A 17397-nucleotide genomic window follows, 5' to 3' on the forward strand; every position below is an offset into this window, starting at 1 on the left:
GCTGAACCCAGCGGTAGTCGGCGATCAGGAGAAAGATCATGAATGACCTGCAAACGGATGAGCTCAAGACACCGGATGAAAACAGCGCAATGGTGCTTCTGGTGGATGATCAGGCCATGATTGGTGAAGCCGTACGGCGCGGCCTGGCCGGCCATGAGTCTATCGACTTTCATTTTTGTGCCGACCCGCATCAGGCGATTGCTCAGGCCGTGCAGATCAAGCCGACGGTGATTCTGCAGGACCTGGTGATGCCGGGCCTCGACGGGCTGACGCTGGTTCGCGAGTACCGCAGCAACCCGCTGACACGCGATATCCCGATCATCGTGCTGTCCACCAAGGAAGACCCGCTGATCAAGAGCGCGGCGTTCACGGCCGGGGCCAACGACTATCTGGTCAAGCTGCCGGACAACATCGAGCTGGTGGCGCGCATTCGCTATCACTCGCGCTCGTACATGACCCTGCTGCAGCGCGATGAAGCCTACCGCGCGCTGCGCGTCAGCCAGCAGCAACTGCTCGACACCAATCTGGTGCTGCAGCGCCTGATGAATTCCGATGGCCTCACGGGGCTGTCGAATCGCCGCCATTTCGACGAGTATCTGGAACTGGAGTGGCGCCGGGCAATTCGCGAGCAGTCCCAGTTGTCGTTGCTGATGATCGATGTCGACTATTTCAAGCCCTACAACGACAACTTCGGGCATCTGGAGGGCGACGAGGCCCTGCGTCAGGTCGCCAAGGCCATTCGTAACAGTTGCAGTCGCCCGTCGGACTTGCCGGCTCGCTACGGCGGCGAGGAGTTCGCCATGGTCCTGCCCAATACCTCGCCCGGCGGCGCACGTCTGCTTGCAGAGAAGCTGCGCCAGAGCGTTTCAGGCATGAATATTCCGCACATTGCGCCAGCGCCGGGCTCCAGCCTGACCGTGAGTATCGGTGTGGCGACCATGACGCCACAGCTCGGAATGCCCAGCCGTCAGCTGATTCTGGATGCCGACAAGGGGCTTTATCAGGCCAAGAACAACGGGCGCAATCAGGTCGCAGCGGGCTGACGCCGGCAGCGACCGGTAAAATAGGCCTCACAACGCCTGCCCGACGGGCTGCTTTCGTGGCCTTGCCTGGGGTATACTCGTCGGCTTTGAAAATTTCGCCTGCGAGTGCTGCCTACCATGGAAATCAACCCGATCCTAAACAGCATCAAGGATTTGTCCGAGCGCTCCGAAACCATTCGGGGGTATCTTTGACTACGATCACAAACATGATCGTCTGACCGAAGTCAACCGCGAGCTCGAAGATCCAAACGTCTGGAACAACCCGGCCTACGCTCAGGAACTGGGGCGCGAGCGCTCCCTGCTGGCGCAGATCGTCGAAACCCTGGACGAAATGTCCTCGGGTCTGGCCGATGCCAAAGACCTGTTGCTGATGTCTGCCGAAGAAGAAGACCAGGCTGCCGTCGATGACGTCGCTGCCGAAGTCGAGCGCCTGCGCGAATCGCTGGAAAAGCTCGAATTCCGTCGCATGTTCAGCGGCGACATGGACCCCAACAACGCCTACCTGGACATCCAGGCCGGCTCCGGCGGTACCGAAGCGCAGGACTGGGCGAACATCCTGCTGCGCATGTACCTGCGCTGGGCCGACAAGCGCGGTTTCGACGCCACCATCATGGAACTGTCCGCCGGTGAAGTCGCCGGTATCAAGGGCGCTACCGTGCACATCAAGGGCGAGTACGCCTTCGGCTGGCTGCGTACCGAGATCGGCGTTCATCGTCTGGTGCGCAAGAGCCCGTTCGACTCCGGCAACCGTCGCCACACCTCGTTCTCGGCCGTGTTCGTTTCGCCGGAAATCGATGACAACATCGAAATCGACATCAACCCGGCGGACCTGCGCATCGACACCTACCGCTCCTCCGGTGCCGGTGGTCAGCACGTAAACACCACTGACTCGGCGGTGCGTATCACCCACGTTCCGACCAACACCGTGGTCAGTTGCCAGAACGAGCGTTCCCAGCATGCGAACAAGGACACCGCCATGAAAATGCTGCGGGCCCGTTTGTATGAGCAGGAAGTGCAGAAGCGCAACGCGGCGTCCCAGGCGCTCGAAGACACCAAGTCCGATATCGGCTGGGGTCACCAGATTCGCTCCTACGTACTGGACGCCTCGCGTATCAAGGACCTGCGGACCAACATCGAACGCAGCGACTGCGACAAGGTGCTTGATGGCGATATCGACGAATACCTGATCGCGAGCCTCAAGCAAGGGCTGTAAACCGTCAGCCGACAGCCGACACCTCAAGTCCCTCGTCGCCAGGCGAGGGCGAACCTGTGATGGAATATTTAAAGACATGAGCGACCAACAACTCGACCCGCAAGCCCTGCAACAGGAAGAAAACACCCTGATCGCCTTGCGCAAGGAAAAGCTTGCTGCAGGCCGTGCCAAGGGTCAGGCCTTCCCCAATGACTTCCGCCGCGACAGCTACTGCAATGACCTGCAGAAACAGTACGTCGACAAGACCAAGGAAGAACTGGCAGCGGCAGCGATTCCGGTCAAGGTTGCCGGTCGCATCATGCTCAACCGTGGCTCGTTCATGGTGATCCAGGACATGACCGGGCGCATCCAGGTCTATGTCAACCGCAAGACCCTGCCCGAAGAAACCCTGGCCGAGGTGAAAACCTGGGACCTGGGCGACATTATCGCCGCCGAAGGTACCCTGGCACGCTCCGGCAAGGGCGACCTGTACGTCGAGATGACCAGCGTTCGCCTGCTGACCAAGTCCTTGCGTCCGCTGCCCGACAAGCACCACGGCCTGACCGACACCGAACAGCGCTACCGTCAGCGCTACGTCGACCTGATCGTCAACGAGGAAGTGCGTGAGACCTTCCGCGTGCGTTCGCAGGTCATCGCTCACATCCGCAGCTTCCTGATGAAGCGCGACTTCCTCGAAGTCGAAACGCCGATGCTGCAGACCATTCCGGGCGGCGCGGCGGCCAAGCCGTTCGAAACCCACCACAACGCGCTGGACATGGAAATGTTCCTGCGTATCGCCCCGGAGCTGTACCTCAAGCGTCTGGTGGTCGGTGGTTTCGAGAAGGTCTTCGAGATCAATCGCAACTTCCGTAACGAAGGTGTTTCGACCCGGCACAACCCCGAGTTCACTATGCTCGAGTTCTACCAGGCCTACGCCGATTACGAAGACAACATGGACCTCACCGAGGAACTGTTCCGCGAACTGGCGCAACTGGTTCTGGGCAGCACCGATGTGCCTTATGGCGACAAGGTATTCCACTTCGGTGAACCGTTCGTGCGCCTGTCGGTGTTCGACTCGATCCTCAAGTACAACCCTGAGCTGACCGCTGCCGACCTGCAGGACATCGACAAGGCGCGCGCCATTGCGAAAAAGGCCGGTGCCAAGGTGCTGGGCTTCGAAGGCCTGGGCAAATTGCAGGTGATGATTTTCGAAGAGCTGGTCGAGCACAAGCTGGAACAGCCGCACTTCATCACCCAGTACCCGTTTGAAGTGTCGCCGCTGGCGCGTCGCAACGACGAAAACCCGAACGTCACCGACCGTTTCGAGCTGTTCATCGGTGGTCGCGAAATCGCCAATGCCTACTCCGAGCTCAACGACGCCGAAGATCAGGCCGAACGCTTCCAGGCTCAGGTGGCCGACAAGGATGCCGGTGACGACGAAGCCATGCACTACGACGCCGACTTCGTCCGTGCGCTGGAGTACGGCATGCCGCCGACGGCAGGCGAGGGGATCGGTATCGACCGGTTGGTGATGTTGCTCACCGACTCGCCGTCGATTCGCGACGTTATCCTCTTCCCGCACATGCGCCCGCAAGCGTAACCAGTGGAAAAACAGCCGCCTTCAATGGGCGGCTTTTTTTTAAGTGTTTTTCAGATCGACTCATTTCAGAGCGACTTATAAGGAAGCTGTCGTGACGATTGCCAGAGAAGGGGCCGCCGGAGTAGCCAGCGCGGTGGCCAAAAGTGTCAAGTATCAGGGCCGCAAGGCTGCGCGTGAGGGCAGTGAGCAACGCAGGCAGGTCATTCTCGATGCCGCCATGCGTATCGTGGTGCGTGACGGCGTACGCGCCGTGCGCCATCGCGCAGTGGCCGCCGAGGCCAGTGTGCCGCTGTCGGCAACCACCTATTACTTCAAGGACATCGATGATTTGCTCACCGATGCCTTCGCCCAGTATGTACAGCGCAGCGCTGATTATCTGGCGCGGCTGTGGCAAAACACCGAAGGTATTTTGCGCGAGATGATGAACCGCAGTTCCGGGAGTCCGACCGACCGTTTTCGTCTGGCGGACGACATTGCGCGTATGGTGATGGAGCATATCCGTCATCAGTTGCTGACCCGGCGCGACTATCTGATTGCCGAGCAGGCGTTCTACCATGAAGCACTGATCAACCCGCGCCTGACGCCATTGGTCATGGCCCATCAGGAAATTTTGCTGCAGGGCAGTTGTCAGTTCTTCCAGGTAATCGGTTCCCTGCATCCCTATCAGGATGCTCAGGTGTTGACGGGGCTTATCCGGCGCATTGAGTATCAAGGCCTGCTTCACGGACCGCAGCGTCAGGCGGACGAAGAAATGCTCTGTATCCTGACCCGGCAGATGCGTCTGGTACTGGGCACCCCGCAGCCGCTTCGAGGGTGACTATACTGCTGCGCGAGTGCCCCGGATCGGCTGTTCAGACGGTTTGACGATCCTGCCAGTTTCGATATTTACCAGCGGTGGTGTGTTGTTCCGCGCCGCCAAGCAGTAGCGTGACAGCCAGCCAAGGAGTACCGGTGGACGAGTATCAACAGACTATTCGTGCTTTATCGGATCGGATCGTCGTTGCACAGACGCCGATTCGCATTCTGGATGCAGTTAAATGGGATGAGAACGTCCGCAAGGAGTTTCTGGCCGCCAAGGGCAAGGCGCTGCCTGCCGTGGACCGCGCCTATTACGAAAACCGTCCGCTGGGTTTCGACTCTTCGGCCTTGAAGCAAGAGTTTCAGAACATCGAGCGCGACGTCACGCGTCAACTGGGGCAGTTCAACCCGGTCGGGCAGATCATGCGCCGCATGTGCCGTGAGTACCGCATGGTGGTGCGTATGCTTGAGGCACGCGGCACGTCCGACTTCGGGCTGATTTCTCAGGAACTGTATGGCGCGGCATCCGATGCCTTTCATGCGGGTGATCCGACGCTGGCCGATCTTGGCTTGATGCTCTCTGATTACCTGAACAACATTGCCGGGCGCGGCGACCTGAAGGACGAGCCGAAAACGCTCACCGCCAAGGACGCCGTTTCGCTGCTGCAATCGCGTTTGAACCGCGTGTTCGGTGAGGCCGAGGAGACCATCCGGGTTTTCGAATCCGACGGGATCGTCGCCGATGCGGCTGCCGGTGCCGACTACATCAAGATCCGCACTGACGCGATGTTCAACGAGCGCGATGTACGCGCGCTGGAAGTTCACGAAGGGCTGGTGCACGTGGGCACCACACTGAACGGGCAAAACCAGCCGATCTGTACCTTCCTGTCCAAAGGCCCGCCATCCTCGACGGTGACGCAGGAAGGCCTGGCGATTCTCATGGAAGTCATCGCCTTTGCATCCTATCCGAGCCGCCTGCGCAAGCTGACCAATCGCACACGGGCCATTCACATGGCCGAGCAGGGTGCCGATTTTCTGCAGGTGTTCGAGTTTTACCAGGAGCAGGGCTTCGGCATGTCCGAGAGCTACGGCAATGCCAGTCGCGTTTTCCGCGGCTCGGTGCCCAACGGCCTGCCGTTCACCAAGGACCTGTCCTACCTGAAGGGCTTCATCATGGTCTACAACTACATTCAGCTCGCCGTGCGCAAGGGCAAGCTCGAACAAGTGCCGCTGCTGTTCTGCGGCAAGACCACCCTGGAAGACATGCGTACCCTGCGTCAACTGGTGGACGAAGGGCTGGTGGTTGCACCCAAGTACCTGCCCGAGCAGTTCCGTGACATGAACGCCTTGTCGGCCTGGATGTGCTTCTCCAACTTCCTCAACCACCTGAGCCTGGACCGCATCGAAGCGGACTACTCGAATATTTTGTAGGCAGCGATCTTCGCTGTACGCCAGCCTGTTTTTGACTCTGGCCGAAGGCCGTAGGAGCGAACTTGTTCGCGAAGGAGAGGTACATTCTCCGAAAGCTCATGATTATGCCTATCGGCCAATGCTCGCAGAACATGGGAACGAGAATCTGAGTCTCGCGCCAGCACGGCAGTGATGTGGCGCTGAAAACAACAAGGAACCCTCATTTGAAACTGCTCGGCATCTTCACCCTGGTCCTTGCGCTCACCGGCTGCAGTTCGATGTTGTTCTACCCCGAGCAAGGGGTTCCGTTCACGCCCGACAAGGCGCGCCTGCAGTATCAGGACGTGAACCTCACGGCTGCCGACGGTACGCGCCTGCACGGCTGGTGGTTGCCAGCGAAAGAAGGCGTGCCGGTCAAGGGTACGGTGCTGCATCTGCACGGCAACGGTGGCAACCTGTCCTGGCATCTTGGCGGCGTCTGGTGGCTGCCCGAGCAGGGTTATCAGGTGTTGATGCTGGATTACCGTGGCTATGGCGAGTCGCAGGGCGAGCCGAGCCTGCCGGCGGTCTATGAGGATGTTCAGGCCGCTTTCGACTGGTTGAACACTGCACCGCAGGTGCAAGGCAAACCGCTTGTGGTCCTGGGGCAAAGCATTGGCGGGGCGCTGGCGGTGCATTATCTTTCCGAACACCCGCAAGAGCGTTCGCGTCTCAAGGCGCTGGTGCTGGACAGTGTGCCGGCCAGCTACCGCAGCGTCGCGCGAAACTCGCTGAGCAAATCGTGGCTGACCTGGCCATTGAAAACGCCCTTGTCCTGGCTGATCCCGGAAGCCGACAGCGCGGTCAACGGCCTGCCACGACTGGCCGGCACGCCGATGCTGATCTTTCATAGCATGGACGACACGCTGGTGCCGCTCGCCAACGGCATCGAACTGTACAAGGCCGCGCCGCCGCCGCGCGTGTTGCAATTGACCCGTGGTGAACACGTGCAGACGTTCGCAGACCCTCTCTGGCGTCAGGTGATGCTGCGCTATCTGGACGACCCGACGCATTTCAACGGTCTGCGTCGCCTTGCGGAAGTACCCAATTACCCGACCCCCGCAACACTTCCAGCGCAATGAGCCGCGATCGTAACCTCAACGGCATGATCCTCAGCGCTGTTGGTGCGGTCATCGGCACAGTGGGCTGTCTGTGGTTTTACGGCTACCTGCACTTCGCCAAGCCAGAGGATGCACTGTTGCTCGGTGAATTCACCCTGCTCAAAACCGTGCCCGGCGAGGATTACAAGGTCGCTGCCACGCCAGCCGCCGAGGTCGCGCAGTGCGTTGATGGCGTACTGGTGTTGTTCGATACGTCGCGAAAAGGTCTGTCAGGCGTGTTGATCGATGATCACAGGCAGGCCGTGCGCTGCCTTGGCCAGCAAACGCCTCGGCCGTAAGACACCGGTAAAAAACAGCGCCCATGAAAAAGCCCCGCCTGTATGCGCAGGCGGAGCTTCGGTGCAGCAGCTCAGTCGCTTATTTCATCGAAGAGCGCGGTGCAACAGGCTGGTTGTCGTTGGAGATAGTCACTTCCACACGACGGTTCATGGCGCGGCCCGAGTTGCTGGTGTTGTCAGCAACCGGGTATTCCTTGCCATAACCCATGGTCACAACGCGCGCTGGGTCTACACCCATGCGTACCAGAGCCATACGCACCGAGTTGGCGCGACGCTCGGACAGCGACTGGTTGTAGGAAGCCGAACCGGTGCTGTCGGTGTAGCCTTCGACAATCACTTTGCGATCAGGGTTTTCCTGCAGGAAGGCAGCCAGCTTGCCAATGTCGCCCTGGGCGGTCGGCTTCAGTTCGGCCTTGTTGTAGTCGAACAGCACGTCACCGAAGGTCACCAGCGTACCGCGTTCGGTCTGCTTGGCGTTCAGGCTGTTTTTCAGTGCAGCGATCTGCGCGTCACGTGCTTCCAGACGGGCCTTGGCGCGGTCGGCAGAAGCATTTTGCAGCGCGGCTTCAGAAGTGCGCAGGGCGATGGTCTGCTTGGCCAGCTCGACGCGCTGGTTGGTCAGATACGACAGTTGGTCGACTTTCTGCACGTCCTCATCGTTGCGGAAGGCCTGTTCTGCCTTGGTCAGCCATTCGCTGGCGTCCTTGGTTTCAAGGGCTGCGACTTGAGTGGCCTGAGGGTTGGTCTGCAGCGCGGTGAAGTTGCTGCGAGCCTGTTCCAGGTTAGGGTTCGGCTTGGTTGCACAGGCTGCCAGGGCAACGCTCATGGCCAGCAGAGCAGGGATCATCAATTGTTTACGCATAATAGGGTCGTCCTTTAATCAGTTACGAATTCATGAAAACAGAAGGGTGTACAGGACAATCACTGCACCTGACGCAGGCCTTCTTCACGGAGTTCGTTGACGCCTTGACGAGCGTCCTGCACGGCCTTGGCAGCTTTGGCGGCCTGAGATTTGCGTTCTGCTACGCGAGCGTCCCACTCGGCCTGTTCAGCCAGACGGCGTGCTTCATCGTATTTGTGATCCTGCATGGCCAGATCAGCAGCCTTGAGCTTGTCCTGAGCCGACTTCATTTCTACCGCCGCGAACTCGGTACCGCCAGCGCTGACAGCGCTGTTGACTGCCGATTGCGAAACCGCGTACTGCTCGGAGGGCGGGTTACCGGCACAGCCGGCCAGGATAAAGGTGCTACCGAGTGCCAGCGCAGCCAGCTTGAGACCGCGCAGGCCTTTGAATTTGGTTTTGGCAGTTAGGGTGTTCATGTTGATCAACTCCAATGTCTGACTCCAACGTGGTTATCCATGACAGTCGTTGCATCAAGTCCGGGCATCAGGTTCTACAACCGCCTACTGCCTTTCGGGCTTTCCTGTAATGGTTAATGGTTCCGACCTTCGCGGTTTTTGAATAGTTCAGATAAATATCTACTGACCGGTCAGGAATTTTCAGAGGCATTCAGACGAGTGCCAATATGTTGATCATCATATGAAGGCGCGTCGAACCCCGTTCAATAACCCTGATCGCGTTCAGGTTTTTGCTGAAGCATTTGTCCAACCGCAGACTTTTGGTGCACTGTTGGCATAGCGGATTCGAATTCACGTACGCCCGTGCTACCGAGCGGGTACGCAACTGAGCCCAGATAAAAAACGGGAGAGGAACGATGGCCGATATCGATGCGCGTCTGCGCGAAGACGTTCACCTGTTGGGTGAGCTGTTGGGGAATACGATTCGCGAGCAGCGAGGTGCGGAATTTCTCGACAAGATCGAGCGTATTCGCAAAGGTGCCAAAGCGGGCAGGCGCGGTTCCGCAGAAGGGGCCGAGCAACTCAGCTCCAGCGTCGACGGGCTGGGTGATGATGAGCTGCTGCCGGTGGCGCGTGCGTTCAACCAGTTTCTCAACCTGGCCAATATTGCCGAGCAATATCAGCTCATGCACCGCCGCGATGATAAACAGCCGCTGCCATTCGAGTCGCGAGTACTGCCCGAACTGCTTGATCGCCTCAAGGCCGAAGGCCACTCACCTGATGCCCTGGCACGCCAGCTCAGCAAGCTGGAAATCGACCTGGTGCTGACTGCGCACCCGACCGAAGTGGCACGTCGCACGCTGATTCAGAAATACGACGCCATCGCAGCGCAGCTGGCTGCACTTGATCATCGCGATCTCAATAGCATCGAGCGCACACAGATTACTTCGCGCCTGCAGCGGCTGATTGCCGAGGCCTGGCATACCGAAGAGATCCGGCGCATCCGACCCACCCCGGTCGATGAAGCCAAATGGGGTTTCGCGGTCATCGAACATTCCCTCTGGCACGCCATTCCAAACTACCTGCGCAAGGCAGACCATGCGCTGCATGCGGCCACCGGTCTGCATCTGCCCCTGGAAGCCGCGCCGATCCGTTTTGCCTCCTGGATGGGCGGCGACCGCGACGGCAACCCGAATGTCACCGCCGCTGTCACCCGCGAAGTGCTGTTGCTGGCGCGCTGGATGGCCGCTGACCTGTACCTGCGTGACGTGGACAATCTCGCCGCAGAACTGTCGATGCAGCAGGCTAGCGATGCTCTGCGTGCCAGCGTGGGTGACAGCGCCGAACCCTATCGGGCAGAACTCAAACGCCTGCGCGAGCGCTTGCGCGCGACGCGCAACTGGGCCAATGCCTCACTGAGCGAAACCCTGCCTGCGCCGGAAGCGGTGCTGCGAGACAACCGTGAACTGCTCGACCCGCTGCTGCTGTGCTTCCAGTCGCTGCACGAATGCGGCATGGGTGTCATCGCCGACGGCCCGCTTCTGGATTGCCTGCGTCGTGCGGTCACATTCGGCCTGTTCCTGGTGCGTCTGGATGTTCGCCAGGATTCCAGCCGTCACTGCGCAGCGATGACCGAAATCACTGATTATCTGGGGCTGGGGCGCTACGAAGAGTGGGATGAGCAGACCCGCATCGACTTTCTATTGCGTGAATTGAATAACCGCAGGCCGCTGCTGCCGAGCTACTTCAAACCGGCCGCCGATACCGCAGAGGTTCTCGCAACCTGCCGCGAGGTGGCGGCCGCCCCGGCCGCGTCGCTGGGGTCCTATGTCATCTCGATGGCCGGCTCGGCTTCGGATGTGCTGGCCGTGCAACTGCTGCTCAAGGAATCCGGGCTGCAGCGGCCCATGCGTGTGGTGCCGCTGTTCGAGACCCTGGCCGACCTGGATAACGCCGGGCCGGTGATCGAGACGCTGCTCGGGCTGCCGGGCTATCGCTCGCGTCTGCACGGCCCGCAAGAGGTGATGATCGGCTATTCCGACTCGGCCAAGGATGCCGGCACCACTGCGGCGGCCTGGGCGCAGTACCGCGCCCAGGAAAGGCTGGTGGAGATCTGCCGCGAGCAGCAGGTCGAATTGCTGCTGTTCCACGGCCGCGGCGGTACAGTCGGTCGTGGCGGCGGCCCGGCGCACGCGGCGATCCTCTCGCAGCCGCCGGGTTCTGTGGCCGGGCGTTTCCGGACCACCGAGCAAGGGGAAATGATTCGTTTCAAATTCGGTCTGCCGGACATCGCCGAGCAGAACCTCAATCTGTATCTGGCTGCCGTGCTGGAAGCGACCCTGTTGCCACCGCCACCTCCGCAGCCAGCGTGGCGGACGATGATGGACCAGATGGCCGACGACGGGGTCAGTGCCTACCGAGCGGTGGTGCGCGAGAATCCCGAATTCGTCGAGTATTTCCGTCAGGCGACGCCCGAGCAGGAGCTGGGGCGCTTGCCACTTGGCAGTCGTCCGGCCAAGCGCCGCGAGGGCGGTGTAGAAAGTCTTCGTGCCATTCCGTGGATCTTCGCCTGGACGCAGACGCGTCTGATGCTGCCCGCCTGGCTGGGTTGGGAGGCCGCGCTGAGCAAAGCGCTGGAGCGCGGCGAAGGCGAGGTGCTGGCGCAGATGCGTGAGCAGTGGCCGTTCTTCAGAACGCGCATCGACATGCTGGAAATGGTCCTTGCCAAAGCCGATGCGGACATCGCCCGACTCTACGACGAACGTCTGGTCAGCGCCGAGCTGCAACATTTGGGCGCACATTTACGCGACCTATTGTCGCAGGCGTGCAATGTGGTTCTGGGGCTGACCGGGCAGACGCAACTGCTGGCCCACAGCCCTGAAACGCTGGAATTCATCAGTCTGCGCAACACTTACCTTGACCCGTTGCATTTGCTTCAGGCGGAGCTGCTGTCGCGCTCGCGTAATCGTGAAGCCAGTCTGGACAGTCCTCTGGAACTGGCGCTGCTGGTGTCTGTAGCGGGGATTGCTGCCGGTCTGCGCAACACGGGCTGATGGATCCGGCCAATGTCATCGTCGGGCCTTTTCAGTCCGGCGATGGCCAGCGCGGGTTTTCCAGGCGGGTCTGCCTTAAACGTTGATATAGGTCATGTCACTCTGAAATCAAGGCCGACAAGCCGGTACGCCTGCGGTTACTGCGACTTTCGGCGGCTTGTGCGGCCTCGGTCTGCTGTGTATCTTGATCAGCCTTTCGGCCTATTGGCCTGATTCATTTTTTAGATTGGCCCCCGAGGCGAATCCGATGATTTCACTATAAAAAATTTGAGGAGCATGACGATGCGCGTGATTCTGCTGGGAGCTCCCGGGGCCGGTAAAGGTACTCAGGCAAAATTCATCACTGAAAAGTTCGGCATCCCGCAGGTTTCGACAGGCGACATGCTGCGCGCTGCAGTCAAGGCTGAAACCGAGCTGGGCCTGAAGGCCAAGAGCGTCATGGACGCGGGCGGTCTGGTTTCCGATGACCTGATCATCGGCCTGATCAAGGACCGTCTGGCCGAGCCGGACTGCGCGAACGGCGTGCTGTTCGATGGCTTCCCGCGCACCATTCCACAGGCCGAAGCCCTGTTGAACGCCGGTCTGGAAATCGACCATGTGCTGGAAATCGCGGTCGATGACGAAGAAATCGTCAAGCGCATGTCCGGCCGCCGGGTTCACGAAGGTTCCGGGCGCATCTACCACACTATCTTCAATCCGCCGAAGGTTGAAGGTATCGATGATGTGACCGGCGAACCGCTGCTGCAGCGCAAGGACGACGTCGAAGAAACCGTGCGTCATCGCCTGTCCGTGTACCACGCGCAGACCAAGCCGCTGGTCGAGTTCTACAGCCAGCTGGAAGCGAAGAACGGCAAGCCCAAGTGCAGCCATATCCCGGGCGTCGGCTCGGTTGAGGACATCACTGCAAAAGTACTGAAAGCCTTGAGCTGAGGCTCGCAGGCTGAACAATAAATGGCCCGCTTGCGGGCCATTTGTCATTTATACTGCTGCACTTTTTCACATTGACCACGACGGAAACACCGATGACCACCTTGCTGGCCCTGGACACCGCCACTGAAGCCTGCTCGGTCGCTTTGCTGCATGACGGCAAAGTACTGAGCCACTACGAGGTGATCCCGCGCCTGCACGCCCAGCGGCTGCTGCCCATGATCAAAAGCCTGATGGCCGAGGCGGGCATTGCCATGTCGGCGCTGGACGCCATTGCTTTCGGCCGCGGTCCCGGTGCGTTCACCGGTGTGCGTATTGCCATCGGCGTCGTGCAAGGCCTGGCATTCGCCCTTGAGCGTCCGGTGCTGCCCGTGTCGAACCTCGCCGTGCTGGCGCAGCGCGCCTTGCGCGAGCACGGCGTGTCGCAAGTGGCCTCGGCCATCGATGCACGCATGGACGAGGTGTACTGGGGCTGCTATCACGAGAGCGCCGGAGAGATGCGTCTGCTGGGCGACGAAGCTGTGATGGCGCCCGAACTGGCCACGCTGCCTGCGCACGCCAGCGGGCAATGGTTTGGTGCCGGTACGGGCTGGGGCTATGCAGAGCGTATTCCGCTCAGCCTGGCAGGCCATGATGCGGCCATGCTGCCGCACGCGCAGGATCTGTTGACACTGGCGACCTTCGCCTGGCACCGCGGCGAAGCCCTGCCTGCGGATGACGCTCAGCCGGTCTACCTGCGCGATAAGGTCGCTACACCTAAAGCACGTTGATTGAATGAGTTCAGGACCCGCGCAATCGTCTGATCCGTCATGAACACGTCTTTCAATACTCGCCAGCATCAGCCAATGCTGAAAAATATCAGTTTGCCATCTACCGTTTATCGTCTGAATGGTCTTTAATCTCATTTGGCGATAACAAGTTGCAAGATATGTGGTCTAGTTATCGTTACGCAATTTGCGAACTACAAGGCAGTAACGCTAAATTGCCACTATCGACGCCGAGTACATAATCGATGCGCATAGACGGAACCTCATCACGCTCGTACCCCATCAAGCGAAAGCCGCAGAAAACACCTTCGACGGTCGAAGGTTCTTTTGAGGAAGTCGTGGTTGATGCCGAGCTGCCGCCGCCACCAGCGCGCGCTCGCCGTGAAACGGGTGATCCAACGATTGGCAGCACTGCCAACGTACCTGCGCGTCCGCAAGACATCATTTTCCCGCGCTCCATGAGCTCTCGTGTCGCCCATGCGCTGGCCAGTTATATGGCCACTGCCAGTTTTGTCGATTGGGACCTTGAAGTATCGGGGCTCGATCTGCACGTCTGATTGTGTCTCGTCTGCCTTACTACCTCGGTTGTCCGTCATGGAGTGAAAACGCCTGGCGCGATTCGCTGTACCCCGAAAATGCCCGCCCCAATGATTTCCTGAACCTCTACACTCAGGTGTTCAACGCTGTCGAAGGCAACACCACGTTCTATGCCCGTCCCGCCGCCACTACGGTGCAGCGCTGGGCAGAAATAATGCCCGACGATTTTCGCTTCACCGCCAAATTCCATAAAGACATCAGTCACAACGGCGACCTTCGTGAGCAGGTGGGCGCCGCTGGGGAATTCATTCGCCTGCTTGCGCCTCTGGGCAGACGGGTCGCGCCGTTCTGGCTGCAGTTGCCCGCCAGCTTCACACCGCAGCGCCTGGCCGAACTGGCCGGTTTTCTTGACGAGCTCAAGGTGTCTGTAGCAGTGGAAGTGCGCAACATGGCTTTCTTCATGAAAGGTGACGAAGAGCGCATGCTCAATCGCCTGTTGCTGGACCGAGGCGTCGAGCGCATCTGCCTCGATTCGCGGGCATTGTTCAGCTGTGTCTCGAGTGATCCTGCAGTCCTGCACGCCCAATCGAAAAAGCCCAAGGTGCCGCCTCGTCCGGCTTCGCTGACGCTGTTTCCTCAAGTGCGCTTCATCGGCGGTCCGGACCTTGAGGCCAACGATCAGTTTCTGCTGCAGTGGGTGGAAAAGGTCGCCGTGTGGATTGAAGAGGGGCGCACGCCGTATGTCTTCCTGCACACTCCGGACAACATCAGGGCTGCCGAGCAGGCCATGCGCTTTCACCAGCAACTGATGGCGCGATTGCCGGGCTTGCCGGCATTGTTCGAACTGGATCGCGGGCCTCAGGTGGAACAGTTGGGCTTGCTCTGAGGTCTTCCAGGTGTGGGCTGAAAAAGCCTGGCCTTGCGGAGAGCACGCTTATGGATGCGCAACTGCGCTGTGTTGCCCCTGTTTACAAACGCCTCTTGCGGTTCGCCTCTGTTGCCCTGGTCAAGGGCTGAGCATGCGCGTGCTGCTGGTATTTCTGTTGCTCTGTGCAATGGCTGCGTTGGCAGTCTGGCGTGGCTGGGTCGATGTCCCCGAGCGCTGGAACCCATGGGCGCCACTGGATGTGCGGGCCGAGCCCAATTTTCTGACGGCTTACAAGCTATCGCGATTGCAGAACGATCCCGCACTGTGCGATCAGGTGCTGAGTTCGTCGGGGTTGCGTTTCAGTCGCCAGGCCGACAGTGATCCTTCTGCTCGTTGCCCTCTGCAAAATACCCTGCGTATCCAGGGTGGCGACGTGGCGCTGAGCAGCAGCTTTCTGGCCAGTTGCCCATTGGCGGTCGCCTATGCGCTATTTGATATCCACACGTTGCAGCCTGCCGCCCAGGCCGTTTTCGGCCAGCGGGTAGCGCGGATCGATCACTTGGGCAGCTTTGCCTGCCGCAATATCTATAACCGCACCAACGCTCGGCTCAGCCAGCATGCCACGGCCAATGCGCTGGACATGGCAGGTTTTCGCCTGGCAGACGGTCAGCGCATCGGTGTTCTAAAGGACTGGAACGATGATGGGGACAAGGGGCGTTTTCTGAGGCTGTTGCGTGACGGTGCCTGCAAAAATTTCAGTACGGTGCTCGGGCCGGAGTACAACGCAGCGCATCGCGATCATTTTCACGTCGACATGGGGCGCTGGTCGGTGTGCAGGTAAAGCCGCGGTAAGCTGCCGGCAGGAAGCGTTCGGGGCTTATGCCGCCATCCGCAGGTTTTGCAGGATCAGCGGGCGTGCCCAGCCGTTCTCGTAGTCGAACTGGCGTTGTTGGGCGGCGATGGTCTGCTCATCCAGGGGCAGGGCAGGCTTGTCGGCCAGTTCCCATTCGAATTCGGCAATCGGCAGATGCAGCGGGCGTGGCTGCGGGCCAGGGCCTGGTTTGACGCTATCGTCATAAGGATTCAGAACGGTAGGGCGTACCCAGTGGCTCTCGAACTCCAGATGGCGTTGCTGTTCGATCATTTCAGCCATGCTGAACGGTTCTGCAGGTGGAGGCAGAAGATCGAGGTCAAACTCGGCAATCGGCAGGAACAGCGGCTCTGGAGGCTTGACCTCGGTGTCGGTGACCGGGCAGGTACGTTGCTCGACGATCTTGCTCAGGGTTTTTGCGCCAGCGACCGGTTCGCCTGTTTCTACATCCACCTCAACGGCCGTCGGGTGCACGGGGACTGAAGCGCTTTCACTGACCTGATCCGCCATCGCCCGGGCAAATGCATCCGACCACAGCTGCGTCACACCACCCAGTGTGCGGCTGTTGCGTACGCTAAAGTCGCCTGAGTGCGACAAATAGCCGATGGATGATTGAACAATCTCTGACATAGCGATCAGTACTGGCCTTGGGTCTGGCAAAATGCCGGATACTTGGTTATCGGCAGGCTTTGCCGAACATTAACAATTTTTGAGTGTGTAAACGCAATGATTGAGCAGCAAGCAGGCAGTCGTATCCGGGTCGAAGCCCTGGCCGTTGGCGGACAGGAGCAGGCGGCGCAATGGGCGCAGCGCCTGGGCCTGCCGTTGACCGATGCTCACGCTGATTTTGCACTGCAGCTTACTGACGAAGGGCTGCAGTTGCAGCAATTGGGCGATGATGCGCCAGGCGCGGTACGTGTCGATTTTGTCGAGGGCGCAGTGGCTCATCGGCGACTGTTCGGTGGTGGGACCGGGCAGATGATTGCCAAGGCGGTTGGTATTCAGCCAGGCATTCGCCCCAGCGTGCTGGATGCAACGGCAGGGCTTGGCAAGGATGCGTTCGTGCTGGCAAGTCTCGGTTGCGACATGAGCCTGATCGAGCGTCAGCCGATCATCGCTGCATTGCTGGAGGATGGTCTGGCCCGTGGGCGCGGTGATCGTGACGTTGGTTCGATCATTGCCCGGATGCGCCTGTTGACCGGCAACTCGATCGACCTCATCCGCGCCTGGACAGGCGAGCCGCCCCAGGTGATCTACCTGGACCCGATGTTCCCGCATCGGGAGAAGACCGCCCTGGTGAAAAAGGAAATGCGCCTGTTCCGGCCGCTGGTCGGTGATGACATGGACGCGCCAGCCTTGCTGGAAGCCGCGCTGGCGCTTGCCACTCATCGGGTTGTGGTCAAACGCCCGCGCAAGGCCCCCTGCATCGACGGCCTCAAGCCGGGCTATGCGCTGGACGGCAAATCCAGCCGCTACGACATCTACCCGAAGAAGGCCTTGAAGCCCAAGGCAGCCACAGACGAGAGCGGTGCATAGCGCCTGTATCGTCGACGGCCTGAGCCCGAATCAAACGCAGATGCGCCTGTGAATACAG

17 protein-coding genes are annotated in these 17397 nt (G+C 59.9%); 14 read left to right on the forward strand and 3 right to left on the reverse strand.

The window, feature by feature from the left end:
- The first annotated feature begins 38 nt into the window (after positions 1-38).
- From AC54XV_RS07275 to AC54XV_RS07305, 7 genes are all read left to right on the forward strand, one after another.
- Positions 39-1043 (forward strand): response regulator, encoded by a 1005-nt coding sequence (locus tag AC54XV_RS07275; RefSeq protein ID WP_004406328.1) that lies wholly within the window; start codon positions 39-41, stop codon positions 1041-1043.
- Between the two features lie 117 nt (positions 1044-1160).
- Positions 1161-2256, forward strand: a protein-coding gene (gene prfB / locus AC54XV_RS07280) for a peptide chain release factor 2 (protein ID WP_096102164.1) whose coding sequence is annotated in 2 segments (ribosomal slippage) — positions 1161-1232 and positions 1234-2256 — 1095 coding nt in all. Because the reading frame shifts where the segments join, the coding sequence is not laid out codon by codon here.
- A 76-nt stretch (positions 2257-2332) separates the two neighbouring features.
- Positions 2333-3835, forward strand: a complete 1503-nt coding sequence (lysS, locus tag AC54XV_RS07285; RefSeq protein WP_024641278.1) for a lysine--tRNA ligase — start codon at positions 2333-2335, stop codon at positions 3833-3835.
- 91 nt (positions 3836-3926) lie between these two features.
- Entirely contained in the window at positions 3927-4652 is a 726-nt protein-coding gene (locus tag AC54XV_RS07290; RefSeq protein WP_032607412.1) for a TetR/AcrR family transcriptional regulator, read from the forward strand.
- A 134-nt stretch (positions 4653-4786) separates the two neighbouring features.
- Positions 4787-6064, forward strand: a complete 1278-nt coding sequence (locus tag AC54XV_RS07295) for a flavohemoglobin expression-modulating QEGLA motif protein (protein ID WP_003339622.1) — start codon at positions 4787-4789, stop codon at positions 6062-6064.
- A 203-nt stretch (positions 6065-6267) separates the two neighbouring features.
- On the forward strand, positions 6268-7164 hold the full coding sequence (locus tag AC54XV_RS07300; RefSeq protein WP_058398418.1) for an alpha/beta hydrolase: 897 nt from the start codon (positions 6268-6270) through the stop codon (positions 7162-7164).
- Positions 7161-7481, forward strand: a complete 321-nt coding sequence (locus AC54XV_RS07305; RefSeq protein ID WP_024641454.1) for a PA3694 family proteiin — start codon at positions 7161-7163, stop codon at positions 7479-7481. Before AC54XV_RS07300 ends, AC54XV_RS07305 begins: the two co-directional genes overlap by 4 nt.
- Before the next feature lie 79 nt (positions 7482-7560).
- Here AC54XV_RS07305 and lptF read toward each other — a convergent pair whose 3' ends face one another.
- A complete protein-coding gene (gene lptF / locus AC54XV_RS07310; protein ID WP_011266956.1) occupies positions 7561-8343 on the reverse strand; it encodes a lipotoxin F family OmpA-related lipoprotein LptF in 783 nt (260 codons plus the stop codon).
- Between the two features lie 59 nt (positions 8344-8402).
- A complete protein-coding gene (locus AC54XV_RS07315) occupies positions 8403-8816 on the reverse strand; it encodes a DUF4398 domain-containing protein (RefSeq protein ID WP_003409265.1) in 414 nt (137 codons plus the stop codon).
- Positions 8817-9196: 380 nt separating this feature from the next.
- Here AC54XV_RS07315 and ppc point away from each other — a divergent pair, with 380 nt between their 5' ends.
- From ppc to AC54XV_RS07345, 6 genes are all read left to right on the forward strand, one after another.
- Positions 9197-11833, forward strand: a complete 2637-nt coding sequence (gene ppc, locus AC54XV_RS07320; protein WP_011266958.1) for a phosphoenolpyruvate carboxylase — start codon at positions 9197-9199, stop codon at positions 11831-11833.
- Between the two features lie 282 nt (positions 11834-12115).
- Positions 12116-12763 (forward strand): adenylate kinase, encoded by a 648-nt coding sequence (gene adk / locus AC54XV_RS07325; RefSeq protein WP_058398420.1) that lies wholly within the window; start codon positions 12116-12118, stop codon positions 12761-12763.
- Positions 12764-12855: 92 nt separating this feature from the next.
- Positions 12856-13530: a tRNA (adenosine(37)-N6)-threonylcarbamoyltransferase complex dimerization subunit type 1 TsaB gene (gene tsaB / locus AC54XV_RS07330; RefSeq protein WP_004406315.1), complete on the forward strand. Its 675-nt coding sequence runs from the start codon at positions 12856-12858 to the stop codon at positions 13528-13530.
- A 242-nt stretch (positions 13531-13772) separates the two neighbouring features.
- The gene (locus AC54XV_RS07335; protein WP_011266960.1) at positions 13773-14084 is read left to right on the forward strand and encodes a hypothetical protein; all 312 of its coding nucleotides are present in this window, start codon (positions 13773-13775) and stop codon (positions 14082-14084) included.
- 2 nt (positions 14085-14086) lie between these two features.
- Entirely contained in the window at positions 14087-14950 is an 864-nt protein-coding gene (locus AC54XV_RS07340; RefSeq protein ID WP_058398421.1) for a DUF72 domain-containing protein, read from the forward strand.
- A 133-nt stretch (positions 14951-15083) separates the two neighbouring features.
- Positions 15084-15773 carry an extensin-like domain-containing protein gene (locus AC54XV_RS07345; RefSeq protein WP_004406300.1) on the forward strand — a complete coding sequence of 230 codons (690 nt, stop codon included), beginning with the start codon at positions 15084-15086 and terminating at the stop codon, positions 15771-15773.
- A gap of 36 nt (positions 15774-15809) precedes the next feature.
- Here AC54XV_RS07345 and AC54XV_RS07350 read toward each other — a convergent pair whose 3' ends face one another.
- Complete coding sequence (locus AC54XV_RS07350) at positions 15810-16433, reverse strand: hypothetical protein (protein WP_004406299.1); 624 nt, start codon at positions 16431-16433, stop codon at positions 15810-15812.
- 96 nt (positions 16434-16529) lie between these two features.
- On the opposite strand from AC54XV_RS07350, the gene AC54XV_RS07355 reads away from it, so the two are divergent.
- Entirely contained in the window at positions 16530-17339 is an 810-nt protein-coding gene (locus AC54XV_RS07355; protein WP_011266962.1) for a class I SAM-dependent methyltransferase, read from the forward strand.
- Positions 17340-17397 lie beyond the last annotated feature (58 nt).

The organism is Pseudomonas fragariae (ex Marin et al. 2024) (genome assembly GCF_059621105.1).

Bases quoted from the DNA above. Each gene is read 5' to 3' on its own strand.
- AC54XV_RS07275 (WP_004406328.1), top strand. From the start codon at position 39: ATGAATGACCTGCAAACGGATGAGCTCAAGACACCGGATGAAAACAGC.
- lysS (WP_024641278.1), top strand. From the start codon at position 2,333: ATGAGCGACCAACAACTCGACCCGCAAGCCCTGCAACAGGAAGAAAAC.
- AC54XV_RS07305 (WP_024641454.1), top strand. From the start codon at position 7,161: ATGAGCCGCGATCGTAACCTCAACGGCATGATCCTCAGCGCTGTTGGT.
- lptF (WP_011266956.1), bottom strand. From the start codon at position 8,343: ATGCGTAAACAATTGATGATCCCTGCTCTGCTGGCCATGAGCGTTGCC.
- ppc (WP_011266958.1), top strand. From the start codon at position 9,197: ATGGCCGATATCGATGCGCGTCTGCGCGAAGACGTTCACCTGTTGGGT.
- adk (WP_058398420.1), top strand. From the start codon at position 12,116: ATGCGCGTGATTCTGCTGGGAGCTCCCGGGGCCGGTAAAGGTACTCAG.
- tsaB (WP_004406315.1), top strand. From the start codon at position 12,856: ATGACCACCTTGCTGGCCCTGGACACCGCCACTGAAGCCTGCTCGGTC.
- AC54XV_RS07335 (WP_011266960.1), top strand. From the start codon at position 13,773: ATGCGCATAGACGGAACCTCATCACGCTCGTACCCCATCAAGCGAAAG.
- AC54XV_RS07345 (WP_004406300.1), top strand. From the start codon at position 15,084: ATGCGCGTGCTGCTGGTATTTCTGTTGCTCTGTGCAATGGCTGCGTTG.
- AC54XV_RS07350 (WP_004406299.1), bottom strand. From the start codon at position 16,433: ATGTCAGAGATTGTTCAATCATCCATCGGCTATTTGTCGCACTCAGGC.
- AC54XV_RS07355 (WP_011266962.1), top strand. From the start codon at position 16,530: ATGATTGAGCAGCAAGCAGGCAGTCGTATCCGGGTCGAAGCCCTGGCC.